Source organism: Rhodospirillum sp. A1_3_36, assembly GCF_047263945.1.
Lineage (GTDB): Bacteria > Pseudomonadota > Alphaproteobacteria > Rhodospirillales > Rhodospirillaceae > Rhodospirillum.
Genome location: NZ_JBLAVB010000001.1, coordinates 20,590 through 35,735, shown reverse-complemented (window position 1 = coordinate 35,735; position 15,146 = coordinate 20,590). Strand labels below are relative to the sequence as shown.

General features: G+C 60.6%; 8 protein-coding genes. All 8 read right to left on the bottom strand.

Annotation, left to right across the window (positions count from 1 at the left end; all coding sequences use genetic code 11):
* Window positions 1-130: 130 nt before the first annotated feature.
* The 8 genes from ACLIRY_RS00155 to ACLIRY_RS00120 all read right to left on the bottom strand — a co-directional run bounded on the left by ACLIRY_RS00155 (window position 131) and on the right by ACLIRY_RS00120 (window position 15,115).
* Window positions 131-1,816, bottom strand: coding sequence for a methyl-accepting chemotaxis protein (locus ACLIRY_RS00155; protein ID WP_413203318.1), 1,686 nt, complete (start codon window positions 1,814-1,816; stop codon window positions 131-133).
* A gap of 151 nt (window positions 1,817-1,967) precedes the next feature.
* A complete protein-coding gene (gene dnaE, locus ACLIRY_RS00150; protein WP_413203317.1) occupies window positions 1,968-5,483 on the bottom strand; it encodes a DNA polymerase III subunit alpha in 3,516 nt (1,171 codons plus the stop codon).
* 581 nt (window positions 5,484-6,064) lie between these two features.
* On the bottom strand, window positions 6,065-7,063 hold the full coding sequence (gene gap / locus ACLIRY_RS00145) for a type I glyceraldehyde-3-phosphate dehydrogenase (protein WP_413203316.1): 999 nt from the start codon (window positions 7,061-7,063) through the stop codon (window positions 6,065-6,067).
* Window positions 7,064-7,334: 271 nt separating this feature from the next.
* Window positions 7,335-10,832, bottom strand: a complete 3,498-nt coding sequence (locus ACLIRY_RS00140) for an SbcC/MukB-like Walker B domain-containing protein (protein WP_413203315.1) — start codon at window positions 10,830-10,832, stop codon at window positions 7,335-7,337.
* Complete coding sequence (locus ACLIRY_RS00135; RefSeq protein ID WP_413203314.1) at window positions 10,829-11,605, bottom strand: DUF4194 domain-containing protein; 777 nt, start codon at window positions 11,603-11,605, stop codon at window positions 10,829-10,831. Before ACLIRY_RS00135 ends, ACLIRY_RS00140 begins: the two co-directional genes overlap by 4 nt.
* Window positions 11,595-13,130, bottom strand: coding sequence for a Wadjet anti-phage system protein JetA family protein (locus ACLIRY_RS00130; RefSeq protein WP_413203313.1), 1,536 nt, complete (start codon window positions 13,128-13,130; stop codon window positions 11,595-11,597). The genes ACLIRY_RS00135 and ACLIRY_RS00130 overlap by 11 nt, the downstream gene beginning before the upstream one ends.
* 190 nt (window positions 13,131-13,320) lie before the next feature.
* Window positions 13,321-13,932: a class I SAM-dependent methyltransferase gene (locus ACLIRY_RS00125; RefSeq protein ID WP_413203312.1), complete on the bottom strand. Its 612-nt coding sequence runs from the start codon at window positions 13,930-13,932 to the stop codon at window positions 13,321-13,323.
* Complete coding sequence (locus ACLIRY_RS00120; protein WP_413203311.1) at window positions 13,925-15,115, bottom strand: radical SAM protein; 1,191 nt, start codon at window positions 15,113-15,115, stop codon at window positions 13,925-13,927. Before ACLIRY_RS00120 ends, ACLIRY_RS00125 begins: the two co-directional genes overlap by 8 nt.
* Window positions 15,116-15,146 lie beyond the last annotated feature (31 nt).

Below are 15,146 nucleotides of genomic sequence, written 5' to 3'. Positions count from 1 at the left end.
TGTCATGCACCACAAATACAGTATCAGTGCCTGTTGGGGGCCGCCTTCCCGGCATATCTGCCTTTTTTTACAGACAGATATGCCGGACAAATCGGTCATGTGAGTGGCAGGGCCGTAGCCCCCTCTCCCCCTACTCCTTCCGTAGATGATCCAGAAAGCCACGCACTTCAGATCCCAGGCTTTCAGAGGCCCGCCCCATATCCTGTGAGGCAGACCGCAACTTGTCCGCCGTCTGTTCCGTGGTGACAGCGGCATCGGCGACCGTGCGGATGTTTCGGCTTAAGGCGCGGGATCCTTCCATTACCTCCTGAACATTGCCGGAGATCGCGTTGGTGGCCGTGCCCTGTTCTTCGATGGCTGCGGCGATTGCCGAGGCCGCCTCGGCAATCTCATGGATCACCTTGCGAATACCTCCGATATCCATGGCTGCCGCAGTGACGGACGTCCGCACCCGCTCGATCTGATTGCGGATGTCATCGGTCGCCCGCTGGGTTTGGTTGGCCAGGCTCTTGACCTCATTCGCAACAACGGCGAAGCCCTTGCCTGCCTCGCCCGCCCGCGCCGCTTCAATCGTCGCGTTCAAGGCCAACAGGTTTGTTTGACTGGCAATATCCTCAATTAAGGTGATGACCTCGCCGATCTTCTCGGCATCGGCGACCAATCCATTCACACGCACTGACGAACTTTCTGCGGCCTCAACCGCAGATTGGCTGGTGACCCGCGCCCGTTCCGTCTGTGAGCTGATCTCGCGAATGGATGCGGACAGCTCTTCGGACGCCGAGACGACCGAGTGGAAGCTCGACTGATTGCTTTCGGTCATAGTCAGCGAGGCTGAGGCTCGGCTTTGTGTCCCGCTGGCCAGCTCGAACATCGATTGGGCATCGGCGAGCAGTCCCTTGGCCCCATTCGCGACGGTTCGCACCACCCCATCAACCGACTCCTCAAATGTCTTGGCCAGTTGAGCGAGATGCGCCCTACGCTCCCCCTCCGCTTTCACCGCCATATCCGCGCGTTCTGCGCGCATGCGCTCGGCCTCGGACACGCGTTCGCGAAAGACCTCGAGGGCTTGAGCGATGGCGCCCGCCTCGTCACCCCGATCCGCGCCGGGGATCGGGATATTGAACTCGCCCCCAGCGATCCGCCCCATGCGGGAGACCAAATCACCCAGCACTTTGGTCATATCCTTTGAGATCAACAGCACGACCATCAAAGCAGCGAAGGTAAACACCCCCCCCACGCCAAGCGCCAGCCGCAGGGAATGCATAAAGGTATCGACCACATCATCCACGTAGACGCCGGTTCCGACGGCGGCTTCGAAGGCCGGAACAGGCGTCATCCAACTCACCTTGTCGACGGGTTTCCGGCCTTTTTCCTTCGCCCATTGATAAAAAACCATGCCTCCGTCCGGTCCAGAGCTGGCTGCATCCATCATACTTTGGGTGATCAAGACACCGTTCGGATCCGTGAGCCCGGAAAGGTTCGTCCCAATCATTTCCGAACGAGGGTGGACCAGACTTGTTCCATCCTCCCCATTTGCGAAGAGATAGTCCCCATCACCATAGCGCATGGCACCGACGACATCCTTCCAAAGTCTGAAGGCCGTGTCCTGCTTCATTTCGCCCAGGGACACCTTGGCGGAAAACAACTCACCAATCTTCGCCGCCGTCCCGGCGAGGGATTTGGTCAAATAGATCCGCTCCTTCCGCAAGGCGTTGTATTCGGTTTCCAGCATGATCCCGACCGACGCGACGAGCGCTAAGACCATGATTCCTATGATCACCGAAATCTTGGTCGCAATTCCTTGGTTTTTAAGCATGTCCATCCCCCAACACAGTCCCAGCTCCTGACCCGGAGGCTTCACAAAGCTGCCCGTTAGGAGACAATCTAGTTAGGGTTGAACTTTGGGTAGATGGATTTTCATATGGGTTACTTTGGATATATGTAAAACTTAAAATACATCCTTTGCATCATACCTCTCGCACTTGTCGAATTCCCGGCAAATCCCGTAATTTTGACAGGGTTTCTGCGCGTAGTGCGAACTGACCAGCCAGTCGAACTTCCACTTCTTTGTCCCCCAGGTCCGCGACGAGGGTGACATCCCGGTTGCCCGGACCGTCCTTGGCAATAATGTCCTGGATGCGCGCGACCGGCCCCGAGTCGGAAAAAATGATCTTGATGCGACTGGTCGATCTCGCCACAGCAGTGTCCAGCAACTCAATCCCCTGGGCGAGAAGGCGCACGTCTTCCCCCTCCAGACGCGCATCGGCCCGCACCAACAGGGGCTTGCCCGAATCCATCAGCTCCCGGGAAACGGCGAGGACTTCGGAAAAAACCATGCTCTCGCAGGTACCCGAGGCATCGGAGAGTTCCAGGAAGGCATAGCGGCTTCCATTCTTCCCAGTACGCTCCTTTCGGGCACCGGGGGTTGCGGCGAGCTTGACCGACCCATTGCCACCATTGCGCAAATGCCCGGCCAGGGCCTCGATGGGCACCACGTCCAAGCGTTCCAGGGCGTCGCCGTAGACGTCCAAGGGATGGGCCGAAAGGTAGAAGCCCATGGCATCCCGCTCTTCGGCAAGCTTGTGGGTCACAGACCAGGGGTCACAATCCCGCAGCTTCATGGGGGGTTCGGCGGCGCCCCCCCCTCCAAACAGGCTGACCTGACTGGAGGAGCGGTCCTGGGCCGCCGCCTGGGCATGGCGCATGATCACATCCACATTGCCCAGCAACTTGGCCCGATCTGGATCCAGGCTATCCAAGGCCCCCGCCTTGATCAGGTTTTCCAACAAGCGCTTGTTGACCACTTTGCTGTCCAACCGTTTGGCAAAATCGGCGACATCTTTGAAGAGCCCCCCGCGCTTTCGCTCGGCCACCAGGGCCTCCATGGCGCTCTCGCCGACGTTCTTCAGGGCCCCCAGGGCGTAGCGCACCGCCCCATCCTGCACGTCGAACCGAGCCATGGAGGTATTCACATCCGGCGGCAGAAGGGGAATTTTCAGGCGCTTCAACTCGACCTTGAAGGTCGCCAGCTTGTCGGTGTTATGCATGTCGTAGGTCATGGTGCCGGCCATGAACTCCACGGGGTAGTTGGCCTTCAGATAGGCCGTCTGATAGGCAACGAGGGCATAGGCGGCGGCGTGGGATTTGTTGAACCCATAGCCCGCGAACTTGGCGATGGTGTCGAAGACCTCGGAGGCATGGGCCTTCGCCGTGCCGCGAGCGAAGGATCCTTCCACGAACATGGCCCGCTGGGTGTCCATCTCCGCCTTGATCTTCTTACCCATGGCCCGGCGCAGCAGGTCGGCACCACCCAGCGAATAGCCCGCCATGATCTGGGCGGCCTGCATCACCTGTTCCTGGTAGATCATGATCCCGTAGGTTTCCTTCAGGATCGGCTCCAGGTCCGGATGCATATAGATGACCTCTTCCTCCCCATTCTTCCGGCGAATGTAGCTCGGGATGTTATCCATGGGACCAGGACGGTAGAGGGCCACGACGGCGATAATGTCCTCCAGCGTGTCGGGTTTCATGTTGCGCAAGACATCCCGCATTCCCGTACTTTCCAACTGGAACACACCACTGGTTTCACCCCGTCCTAACATCTCGTAGGACTTTCGGTCGTCCAAAGGAATGGCCGAAAGATCGATCTTGATGCCACGCTTTGCGATATGCTCGACGGCGCATTGCAGCACCGTAAGGGTCTTCAGCCCCAGGAAGTCGAACTTCACCAATCCGGCCTGTTCCACCCATTTCATGTTGAACTGGGTCACCGGCATATCGGAATTGGGGTCTCGGTAGAGGGCCACCAGTTCGTCCAGGGGCCGGTCGCCGATCACCACTCCGGCGGCATGGGTGGAGGCATGGGAATAGAGCCCCTCCAGCTTTAAGCCGATGTCCAGCAGACGGGCCACGGTCTCGTCCGTATCCCGCAACTCCTGCAGTTGGGGTTCGCCGTCGATGGCTTCCTTCAGGGTGCAGGGCTGGGCCGGATTGTTCGGCACCATCTTACAAATCTTGTCGACGAAGCCGAGCGGCATCTGGATGACCCGGCCCACGGATCGCAACACGGCGCGGGCCTGGAGCTTTCCAAAGGTGATGATCTGCGCGACCCGGTCGTATCCATATTCCTTCTGCACATAGCGGATCACCTCTTCCCGGCGGTCCTGGCAGAAGTCGATATCGAAGTCGGGCATGGATACGCGTTCCGGATTGAGGAAGCGTTCGAACAGCAGACTAAAGCGCAGGGGATCCAAATCGGTGATGGTCAGAACCCAGGCCACCACGGACCCGGCACCCGACCCACGCCCCGGTCCGACAGGAATCCCCTGGTCCTTCCCCCATTGAATAAAATCGGCCACGATCAGAAAGTACCCGGGAAAGCCCATTTGATTGATGATCCCCAGTTCGTACTCCAGACGCTCACGATAGGGGCGGGACACCTCCTCCCGATCCGTCTCGCTCATACCCTCGGTGAAGACATGCTTCCAGAGGCGCTTTTCCAGGCCATCCTTGGCCATCTGCTCAAGGGCCTCAGCCTCGGTACGACCTTTCACCGCGGGACTGTGGGGCAGGATGGGCTTGCGTTTGTCGCTCTTGACCGCGCAGCGCTTGGCGATGACCAAGGTATTGTCGAGCGCCTCGGGCAGGTCGGCGAACAGCGCTCGCATTTCGGCGGAGGACTTGAAGTAATGCTCGGGCGTCAGGCGTCGGCGCTTCTGGTCGCCGACCACCGTCTTCTGGGACATGCAGATGAGCACGTCATGGGCCTCGAACATCTCCCGGTCCGGATAATAGGGCTCATTGGTGGCAACCAGGGGAACATCCAGGGCATAGGCAAGGTCGATCAAGTCTTCCTCGATGGTGTCCTCGGCGGGCATGCCATGGCGCTGGATTTCCACATAGACCCGGTCGCCAAAGTGCTCCTTATGGCGGGCGAGCATGGCCTCGGCCTCCTCGGGCCGCTCCTCCAGCAACAACCGCCCGAGGGGTCCGCCCGTGCCGCCGGTGAGCAGGATCAATCCCGCATTATGGGCCTCGACCTGCTCCAGGGGGACCTGGGGCGTCTCGCCCCCGTCGGTCTCCAGGAAGGCCTTGGAGACCAGCTTCATGAGGTTGCCATATCCGATGTCGTCCTTGGCGAGGAGGACGATGGCGTCCGGGTCCGGCGCGCGGAGGTCCCGCCCCGCGCCAAACCCCCGGTCCTTCTTGTCGCTGTTCCGGATGGCCAGTTGCACGCCAATGATCGGCTGCACGCCAGCGTCACAGGCGGTGACGGAGAACTCCAGGGCGGCGAAGATATTGCCAGTATCGGTGACAGCAACCGCAGGCATTTCGTTCTTCGCGGCAAGCTTGACCAGCGTCTTCACGGGAATCGCCCCTTCGGACATGGACAAGGCGGTATGCACGCGCAAATGCACGAACCCCTTGTTTTCGCTGGAGGATCCGGGGGCGGAGACGGGGGGAGTGGGGGTGCTGTCAGTCATGGACGGGATGGTAGCGCCCGCCCCTCCGCTTGTCAGCGACAATGCACCGCATACCTTTCGTATTTCATAAACCTCAAATGCCCCATCTCCTCGAACGTCTGTTGGAATCTGATCCAGACTTCCCCGATAGGACAGCCTCTTGGAACTCCCGCCCCCCATTTTTTTGCCCGGGGTCTGGGGCCTTTCGGCCCCAGTGGGGGACGGGGCAAAGCCCCGTGACGGGAAAACATCCCCTATCGTGTACAGTGTTCTTGCTTATACCAAGCGGCGCGGGTTGAAACCCACGCCGCTTTTCTTGCGTTCAAACGCCAGGCGGGCTGTTACGCGCCATAAGGCGCGGCGGCCACTTGGCCGCTTCCAAGGTGCGGTGTGTCAAACTCACCACACCTTGATCTTAAGCGCAACGCATGCTCTTGGCGCAAAAAGTCGAACTCAAACCGGCGTGCTGTGGACCGGACCGAGGCAACGCAACGCGGCCAGGCCGAACACAAAAAACCCGGAACCATGACGTGGTTCCGGGTTTTTTCCTGAGGCATCCAACGGCGAGGGACAGCACACCGCCGCCCCCCGCCTTTGGCAGCTTACTTCGCGACGTGCTGGACGAAACGCAGCATGTTGCAGGTGTAGCCATATTCGTTGTCGTACCAGGACACGACCTTCACGAAGGTCTCGTCAAGCTGGATACCGGCCCCGGCATCGAAGATCGAGGGGTTGACGCAACCGCGGAAATCGGTGGCAACCACCTTATCCTCGGTGTAGCCCAGAACGTCCTTGAGGGACCCTTCGGAGGCTTCCTTCATCTTCGCGCAAATGTCTTCGTAAGTGGCGGCGCGCTCCAGTTCCACGGTCAGGTCGACCACGGAAACGTCGGAGGTCGGCACACGGAAAGACATCCCCGTCAGCTTGCCATTCAGGTCCGGCAGAACCTTGCCAACGGCCTTGGCGGCACCGGTGGAGGACGGAATGATGTTCTCCAGGATGCCGCGGCCACCACGCCAATCCTTCATGGAGGGGCCGTCAACGGTCTTCTGGGTCGCGGTCGCGGCATGCACCGTGGTCATCAGGCCGCGCTTCAGGCCCCAGTTGTCATGCAGCACCTTGGCCACGGGGGCCAGACAGTTGGTGGTGCAAGAGGCCGCAGAGACGATCGCCTGACCGGCATAGGTTTCGTGGTTCACGCCGTAGACGAACATCGGGGTGTCGTCCTTGGAGGGGGCGGACTGCACGACCTTCTTGGCGCCGGCGTCAATGTGCTTCTGACAGGTCTCGCCGGTCAGGAACAGGCCGGTGGATTCGATCACCAGATCAGCATTGACCTCGCCCCACTTCAGGTTGGCGGGATCCCGTTCGGCGGTCAGGCGGATGGTCTTGCCGTCGACGACCAGATTGCCAGCTTCAACCGACACATCTCCCTTGAAGCGGCCGTGCACGGAATCGTACTTCAGCATATAGGCGAGATAATCCGGGTCGAGCAGGTCGTTGATGGCCACGATCTCGATATTGGGGAATTCGGCGGCGACAGCACGAAACACCATGCGACCGATGCGGCCAAAACCATTGATACCAACGCGGATAGTCATCGTATTCCTCCTGGAAAACTCGTTTGTAGGGACCATGAAAGCACCGCCCCTCCCCGATGGGAGAGCCCGGCTGGTTCCTAAGGGTCTCCGAAACCCCTGGGAGACACCTTTGGGTAAACCCGTGAGCCACCTGGCCGCCAAGGTCCACAAAGGCGTCCCGGCCGTCGAAAGCCCAGGGACATATACCCCGAACCGCGTCCCGGGGAAATCCCTGATAGGGGATTTCTGGTCAGCAAAAACGCCTTAGCTTGCAATCCAATATCCTTTGCCATCACTCCCCTGCCTTCCGCATGGCATCGACCTCCAGGAATCGTCGAAAACTGTCCATGTCATGGTGCGCCGGATTGCGTTGGCTCAGTTCCTGCCGCAGGCGCTCCCCCGGATAGGTCGCTTCGGTATCGGCGTAATCTCCCTCGCGCCAGACATCGACAACGGTCTCAACCATTTCCAGCAGCACGGACCGCTTGTCGTAGGGTGCCGCGACCAACAATTGCAGGCCCAGGTCCCGGTAGTAATCAAAGGCGGCCCAAACGTTCTTGGGATCCATATTCGAAAAGGCCTCATCCAGGATCACCAGGCCCAACCCCAGGTCCTCCGTGCCCCCCGTGATCGCACCGCCCCCCACAGCCGTCCGCCCGCGCGCGCGGTGGTACAGGGTGGCAAGGGAGGCACCGATGGCCACGTAATAGGGGGTTTGCTGCTCCGCCCCCGATCCCGTTCCCTGACGGCTTTCCAGATTGCTCCGTTTGCCGGTCTGGATATCGGTCATCTCCATGTCGAAGGTGAAGTAGTTCCGGTAATCGGCATAGTCCGCGACATCGAATTCCGGATCGAGCAACAGGGACCGCACCAGAATCAACGCCTCGCCAAAGGGTGTTCCTTCGGCGATTTCCGCCTCCTGGAACAGGGGCATCAACAGGCTGTCGTTCTCCCGAGACCCCTCCACCAGGTCCCAGATCGCCTTGTGGGTTCCGGCAGGCTCATACCGGAAGTGATAGCGCTCGTTGTGGAAGGGATGGTCCTTCAGGGCCCGGGTCATCCCGTTGATGGCCTCCTCCACCCGGCTGAACCGCTCCCGCAATTCATGGATGAAGGCCGTTTGGAAGAAGTATTCCGCCTTCTCCGCCGCCTGTTTGGCCAAGTCCTCATAGCGCTTCAGACTGTTCGCCTCGATGGTTTGGATCTGCCGGGCGACCCACCCCCGCAAATGTTCCAAGATCGCATCCGCAGAGGTGAATTCCGGCGAGCCCTCGTCCAGGCGCTTATAGGTGAAGTAATCCCGCAGAATGTCCGGCCCTTCCCCGGCGATATGCTTTTCCAGGCGCTCTCTTTCCCCACCCAACGCCAGGGCACTGCGGTCCAGATTGCCTGCCGCCTGGGTGAGTGCCTCCCGGAAGCGATCGAGCCCCCCCAGGCTGCGCACCGCGCCCACCGAACGGAGCACCTTCCGATAGCGCTCCACAAGAACCTTGACCTGATTGCGCGACCCGGCGACATGCTCGCCCCTGTTCAGGTTGGAGGTCGCTTCTTCCACCGAGCGTTTGGCCCCACCGGACTCCCGGTTCAGCCGTCCTTCCTCCTCGCGATAGCTGTCCAACTGGGCATCGATCGCGACCAAACGTTGCAAGTGGGACGGATCAGCCTGGCCTTTTTCGTCCCGAATGGCGCGCGCGATATCGTCCAGTTCCCCACGCGCCCGTTCGGCCAAATCCACGGCCCGGGACAGCGACTTCCCCTCGGTCAGATCATCAAGAGCCCGGAAGGCAGAGATCACCCGGTCATACTGCTTCCGTTCCGTCAGCAGCTCTGCGGACTGGGCTTTCAAGCGATCCCGTTCCCGTTCCAATTCCCGCAGCGAGCCCCGCCCCGCATTGGCCCCGATCTTATACCCGTCATTCCGTCCCATCTGGCGGACTTCCACGGCCAAGCCATCATCATAGGTGCCGTCCCGCATGACCGCACGGCCTTCGGCATGCAGATCCTCAACGGTATCGGCGAGACGGATCGTCCCCAAACGACGCAGGACAAAGGCCAGGGCCAGAGGATCACTGCTGCGAACGACCGAGGCCAAGGTACCGGGGCGCGCCTCTCCCCCCAGATCCAATTTCCGACTGTTGGCGATCCGGCAGCCTCGGTAATCCCGGCGATTGGTTTGCAAATGGCGAATGGCCCGTTCCACATGCTCCCGATCCACCAGAATGGCCTCGCGATCCCGCCCCAACAACACTTCCAAGGCCAGCCGCCACTCCTCGTCGACCAGTTCAAGCTGTTCGCACAGAAGGCGGGAGGGGATCCCCTGTCGGCGCAGGTCATCCCGGAGGGTTTCCACCTCGGGTCGCATGGTGAAGCCGCGGTTCTCGATTTCCCGGATCTGGCGCGACAGTTCGGCGATCCGCCCCTCCATCCCGGCCCGGTCCACGGCCAGGGCGTCCGTGGTTTCCCGCAGAAGACCCTCCAAGCGCTCCCGATCCAGCGCCAGGGCGGCCAACAGGCCTTCCACGGTCGCCGGATTCCGGGGCCATTGGGGCGGTTGGTCGGCACCGGTCTCACCTTCCAACAGGCGCAGACTGTCCAAAACCCGTCCAAAGGCCCGGGGAATCAGATCGGGCACCCGCAGAACGTCGACCAACGCCACAGTGACCTTGTAATGGGTCTGGATCTCCCGATTGACCTCCTTCAAGCTGGCTTCCAGCTCTGTTCGCCGCGACCGCAGTTCGGCCATGCGGTGGGTGTCCGTGGCCGCCTGGATCAGTCGGTTCAGTCCCTGCTTTTCCTCCTCAAGGTCCCGGCGTTCCCCATCCAGGCGCTGCAAAGTCGCCTTGATCTCGTCCAACCGAGCCCGCCCCAGGCGGGCCTGCCTCTGGTGGTCTGCCATGGTTACCCGGGCGGCCAAAGCCTTAGCCCGGGCCTCCCCCCAGCGGGCGATATCCTGGCGCCGCAGGTCCAGGGCATAGGCATCGATTCGCTTGGCCAGGGGGCGCAGGTGCTCCAGCTTGTGACGCAGCAGACCAATCTCGCGGGCGTATCCCCGGTAATCCTGGATCGACTCCCGCAACTGGGTGATCTGAAGGGGATCCTCCTCCAGGATATAATCCCGCACAAAGGCGGTGGCCGAGGCAATTTCCCTCAGGCGCGCGGCATTGCCAAACGCCTTCAGAAACCGGTCCGAGGCGATGGGCAGCCGTCCTGTGGAGAGCATTTTCAGGTAGTCACTGACGAAATGAATGGCCGGCTCCCGGTGGACGATCAGCCGTCCTCCAGCCTCGGCACAGGCCCCATCCAGCCAGGGTTGGACGAGGGTCCCCCAATCCTTGGCCAGCATGTCCCCCGTCCTATTGGTTCCCACCAGATCGTTGACGGACAGGGCCACACCATCGGCGATAAACCGGGCCAGGGTGTTTTCCTTGGCGTCCTGGGCCCGGGCTTCCATGACCACCCCCAAGGTCACCGGTGTTCCCTCTGGCCGCTCGAAGGTCAGGAAGATGGTGCAGAGCGCTTCCTTGCGTTTGACGCCCTCAGGCCCCTCGGAGGTGCGGCCCAGGATGTAGGATTGCACCGTCCGGCGGCCCTTGCGCCGCCCCCCGCCCGCCCGGGCGTTCAGCTCCAGGTAACGGCCACTGTTTCCAGACAGCACCGTCTGGATCAGATCAAGCAGGGTGGACTTTCCCGAGCGGTTTTCACCGACCAGGGCGACATTGCCCCGCAGGTCGATGTTCTGGGCGGGAAACTGATGCCAATTCACCATGCCAATGCGGGTCAGCCGGATCATGCGTTCAAGTCCCCGTTATCGACTGCGTCTGAGGCACCAATATCGACTGCGTCTGAGGCACCAATATCGACTTCGTCTGAGGCACCATCTCCGGCTTTGGTTTCGCCCTCTCCATCACGGCCAGGGGCCACCTCCCCCTCCCGAGGGACCCAGGTCGACAGGATCCCTTCTTCTGAGCGACAATACTCTTCCAGGATCCGCAGGGCCTCTCCATCGCGCAGAAGGTGGGTCACCATGGGGCGGATTTCCAAGTCCCGGTCCTCCACCTCCTCGTCCATCTCCTTCAGGTCCACAATATTGCGGCGTTGCAGTTCCTTGAGGGACCGCTCGAACTCGGTGATGGTCATGGCACCACCGCGCAGGCGTGGCCGCAGGGTATCGTATTGGTCCCAAACCCGGTTGACGGTGGTGTGAACGACGGCGCGCTCGCCGAAATCTCCACCATTGGCCGCCTCCTGCCAAGCCTGGGCCACCACGAGCAACACCAGGGTGTCGGTCAAGGACATGCTCGGCATATGCGAGATATCGGTCTGGGGCAGAACGCCCACCCACTGGTCCTGAACGGATTGGACAAAACTCAGTCCCAGGACGTCCAGCCAATCCTCGATGAAGTCCCGATAGCGGGGATTGGTCAGGGTGTTGTAGGCCGAGGCAAACCCCCGGTCTCCGCTGAACAGGAATTGCGATCGCAGCAAAAGTCGCAGGGCCGAGGGCAGGTCTTCCGAGGCCTTGCCTCCTGTCCGCTGGTCCAGAAGGTCGAGATCATGGAGCATCCTGGACCTCCAAGGATGCGGTGTTCGGGTTAGTCGATGTCCGGTCAGCCGGTTGTGCGGTCTGCGGCCCCCGCAGGTGGATCCGGAAATTGGCGCAGCGCAACCAGTCATCGTCCCGCCAGCCTTCAGCCCGCTCGAACCGGTAAAGGCGCGCCACCGATGGTGAGGGCGCACGACACTGGCGTCGCAATTCGTCAACCAAAAGAAACTCCTCCAGGGAAGAAATGGGCACATCCCGCGCCTCCAGGACGGGGGCGCCCCCCATGACCCGTTCGAGGTAGGCCAGAACTTGTCCGGGCGTCACACGGAATAGCTGGGCAAAGTCGCGCATCATGGTCCGCCGCAGGGCCTGAGCCGGATCCGTCCTCCGCCGTTCCAACGGATGGGCTTCCAAAGGAACGCGGGCCCGGCGGGGAACGGCCATGGTCGCCCGACCGAAATAGCTTGGCCGGTCCAGGCGCGGACCGGGAACGGGAGTTGCCTCCCGCCCCAGCTCTTCGGACCGGGCGCGGATCCCGTCCAGGCGCTGGATCAGGGTGGTCATGCGGCGGGACACCACCCGGTCCCCCTGTTCGGCATAGCGAATGGTGTTGGTCAGCTTTCGCTCGAGCTTGCGGCGGAAGCGGTTGATATGGCCCAGGGTGATATCAATATGCCCGAAAACGGCCCTCAGAATCGTCAGATCATTGTCCAATTGCTCGACGGCGGAGCGGTCGTCGGCGCTGATCCGGTCATCCACATAGCCTTCGATCACCCGATCCCGGACGTGATCGGAGAGGGTAATCGCCTCCACGTTCCGTAGAATTTCCGCCCGATGCCGATAGGGGTGGTTCGGCCCCTGGATCTCCTCCAGATCCTTCAACAGCACCTCGCCGATGAAATCCTCGAAAAAAGCCCGGTACCGGTCTTCCAGGCTTTCGCTATCCATGACCTTTTTCTCGACCCGGCGCAGGTCTGCAAGAACCACCCGCAGGGAGCGTTCGAAGATCTGGGCATTCTCCGCCGCCTTACGCAAACCGGCCGCATTGGCCCGGGCATCGGTCAGGATCGCGGCCAACGCGGTCCGGATGGCCACGACAACGCCCGAGGCCGCAACAGCCAACCCCTGCCGCAAGGCGACGAGGCGTTCGGTCACCAGCAGGGCCATGGGCGGCATGTCAACGGTGACCTTCAGGCCAACGCATTCTTCCTCCAACCAGCCCGTATCGACCAGACGGCGATAGACATGCTGCGCCTGCTTCAACAATTTGTCCTGGGCACTATCCTCTGTGCTCACACTCAGGCGCCGCCCCCGTTTACGCACAGCCTCAGGCAGCCCCAGCAGGTCCTCATCCTCGGTCCAGAGTTCGGGATTGGCCCGCAGGACGTTGTAGATGATCAACACCAGATCCCGCCGTCCAGGATAGAGGAAGCCTACTCCAAAATACTGGTCGTAGATCTCCGTGACCACCTTCGCATAAAGGTAGCGATTGGACCGGGAAAAGATGAGGAAAAAGTCGGGAGGGAGCTGATCAAAAAGAAGCATCAAGGGACCAAATGCAGACAGGGAACGCGGGGCGCACATTACCACGCCCGGAGGTCCTGAACAGCCCCGGCGCGGATCCATGGGTCTGGGGCCGTTCGGCCCCAGTGGGGGACGGGGTAAAGCCCCGTGAGATTTGAAAACGCCCCCTGTCGCGGACCGCGAAAGCCTTCGTTTGGGGCCAAGCCGTCCATCAGCTGGAGGGCTTATGGCACTCCAGAATCACAAGGGTATAGGGAATATAAAGGAGGCCAGGACAAACGCGGGATTGAATATCAGAAAACTCCGCCCGGGCAAGGCGCAGGTATTCCTCCTCGGTGCGAACGAACTGCCCACGGTCACCGGCCAAAATACGACGTTCCAGCGTCGACTGACCCGGGACGTAACACCCATCGAGCGTGAACATGCGCCCACCGGGAGCCAAAGCCGCCCAGCCCAGCCGGAACAGATCGGCTGCTTCGTCGTCCGTCAGATGATGGAGCAGACCGCTGGCCAAAACGATATCATAGGTGCCCGCGTCACCGCCCAGTGTGGCCGCCGAAACGAATTCCCGCCGAAAAGTCCCCCGACCCGCGTACTTCTTCCGCGCCCAGGCCACGTATCGGTCGTTCATGTCAAACCCATGATAGTCCACCTTCGGTAGAAGGTGGAGCATCTCTCCGGTGCCGCAGCCAATGTCTAGGACCCGGTCGCCTTCCCGTGCCTTGACCATGTCCCGGGCAAAAATGGACCGCGCCCGCAGATTGCCGGTTACTTCCATAAACAGCCGGTAAACCGAAGGGTATTCCAGGACCGATTTAAACACGGATGGTGCCCATTTCCCGGTCGGCGGAGCCAGGTTTATTCCTGTCCTCCATCTCGCCGGTCCGCTCGAACAGGATAGTCGCGGCGATATCGCGCAATTCGGCCACGCTCAACTTCTGAAGCTTTGGCGGTTTGACATTGAAGTGCAGAAAACGCTCGATCATAGGCTTCAAATAGCGGGCGGAAATGGTGATTTCAGGATAGCTGCCATACATGCAGCCGCCGCAGGCTCGGGTGAAGGACTGAGTCTCTCCGTGGATACGACCATCCCTATACCAAGTGGGGAAATCAGGGTGGTGCACGGGATAGGATGTATCGAGTTCGTAGTCGCAACAGACCTTCATGTTCCCATTGGGCGAAATGGCGAAATATAGGTCGGGTGAGTCACAGACACCGCCATTGCGGCGACGCCATTGCAATGGCTGTCCCGTCACAAAGCGGTAAATGTCTTCCAGGTACTCATCGGAATCATACAGGTTAAGGCCTTCCTTGCGTTGGGCCTTCAAGATGTCGATACTGCGTCGGACATCGGGCCAGACCTCGCGCGGAAAACCGACAACCCCATCATCGTCAAAAGCACGGAAGCCCCTTGGTTCCTCGGGAGAGGACACATGGGCGGGAACGATGGAAACGCCCCAGCCAATAGCAGTGGCAAAGCGCACCACATCCTGGAGGTCGTCCAGATTACGGCGCATCAACACGCTATTGAGAAAAGCGGTGGCGTTGTCCGGGAAGATCTCGTTGACCGTGGCGATGGTCGAAAGCGCCCGATCCCAGCTTTTGTTGAACCCCCCGTTAATGGTGTCCTGCAGGCTTGGGCGAAGACTGTCAAGGGAAATGGAAATGTCATGCCCCCCGGCAGCGATACAGGATTCCAGCATCTCACGACTGGCTAGACCGTTGGTCTGCATGCGCACGTGGATGTCGACATCGGTGAATGCCTTGATGATATCGGGTAAGTCCCGGCGGACGAAGGGTTCGCCCCCGATCAGCAGAACAATGCAGACACCAATTTCAGACAGGTTCTCCGCCATTTTGCGGATCTGCCCAATGTTCATTTCCCGTGCACTGGCATCGGCGTAAATAATATTGCACTGTTCGCAAGCCAGATTACATCGCGAAGTCAGATAGAACTGCACGTAGGCTGGCGCGGTTTTCGAAACCAGACTCCGGGCTAACTTCATCTGTTGTTGACGGTTGAAGAATTGCATTTTC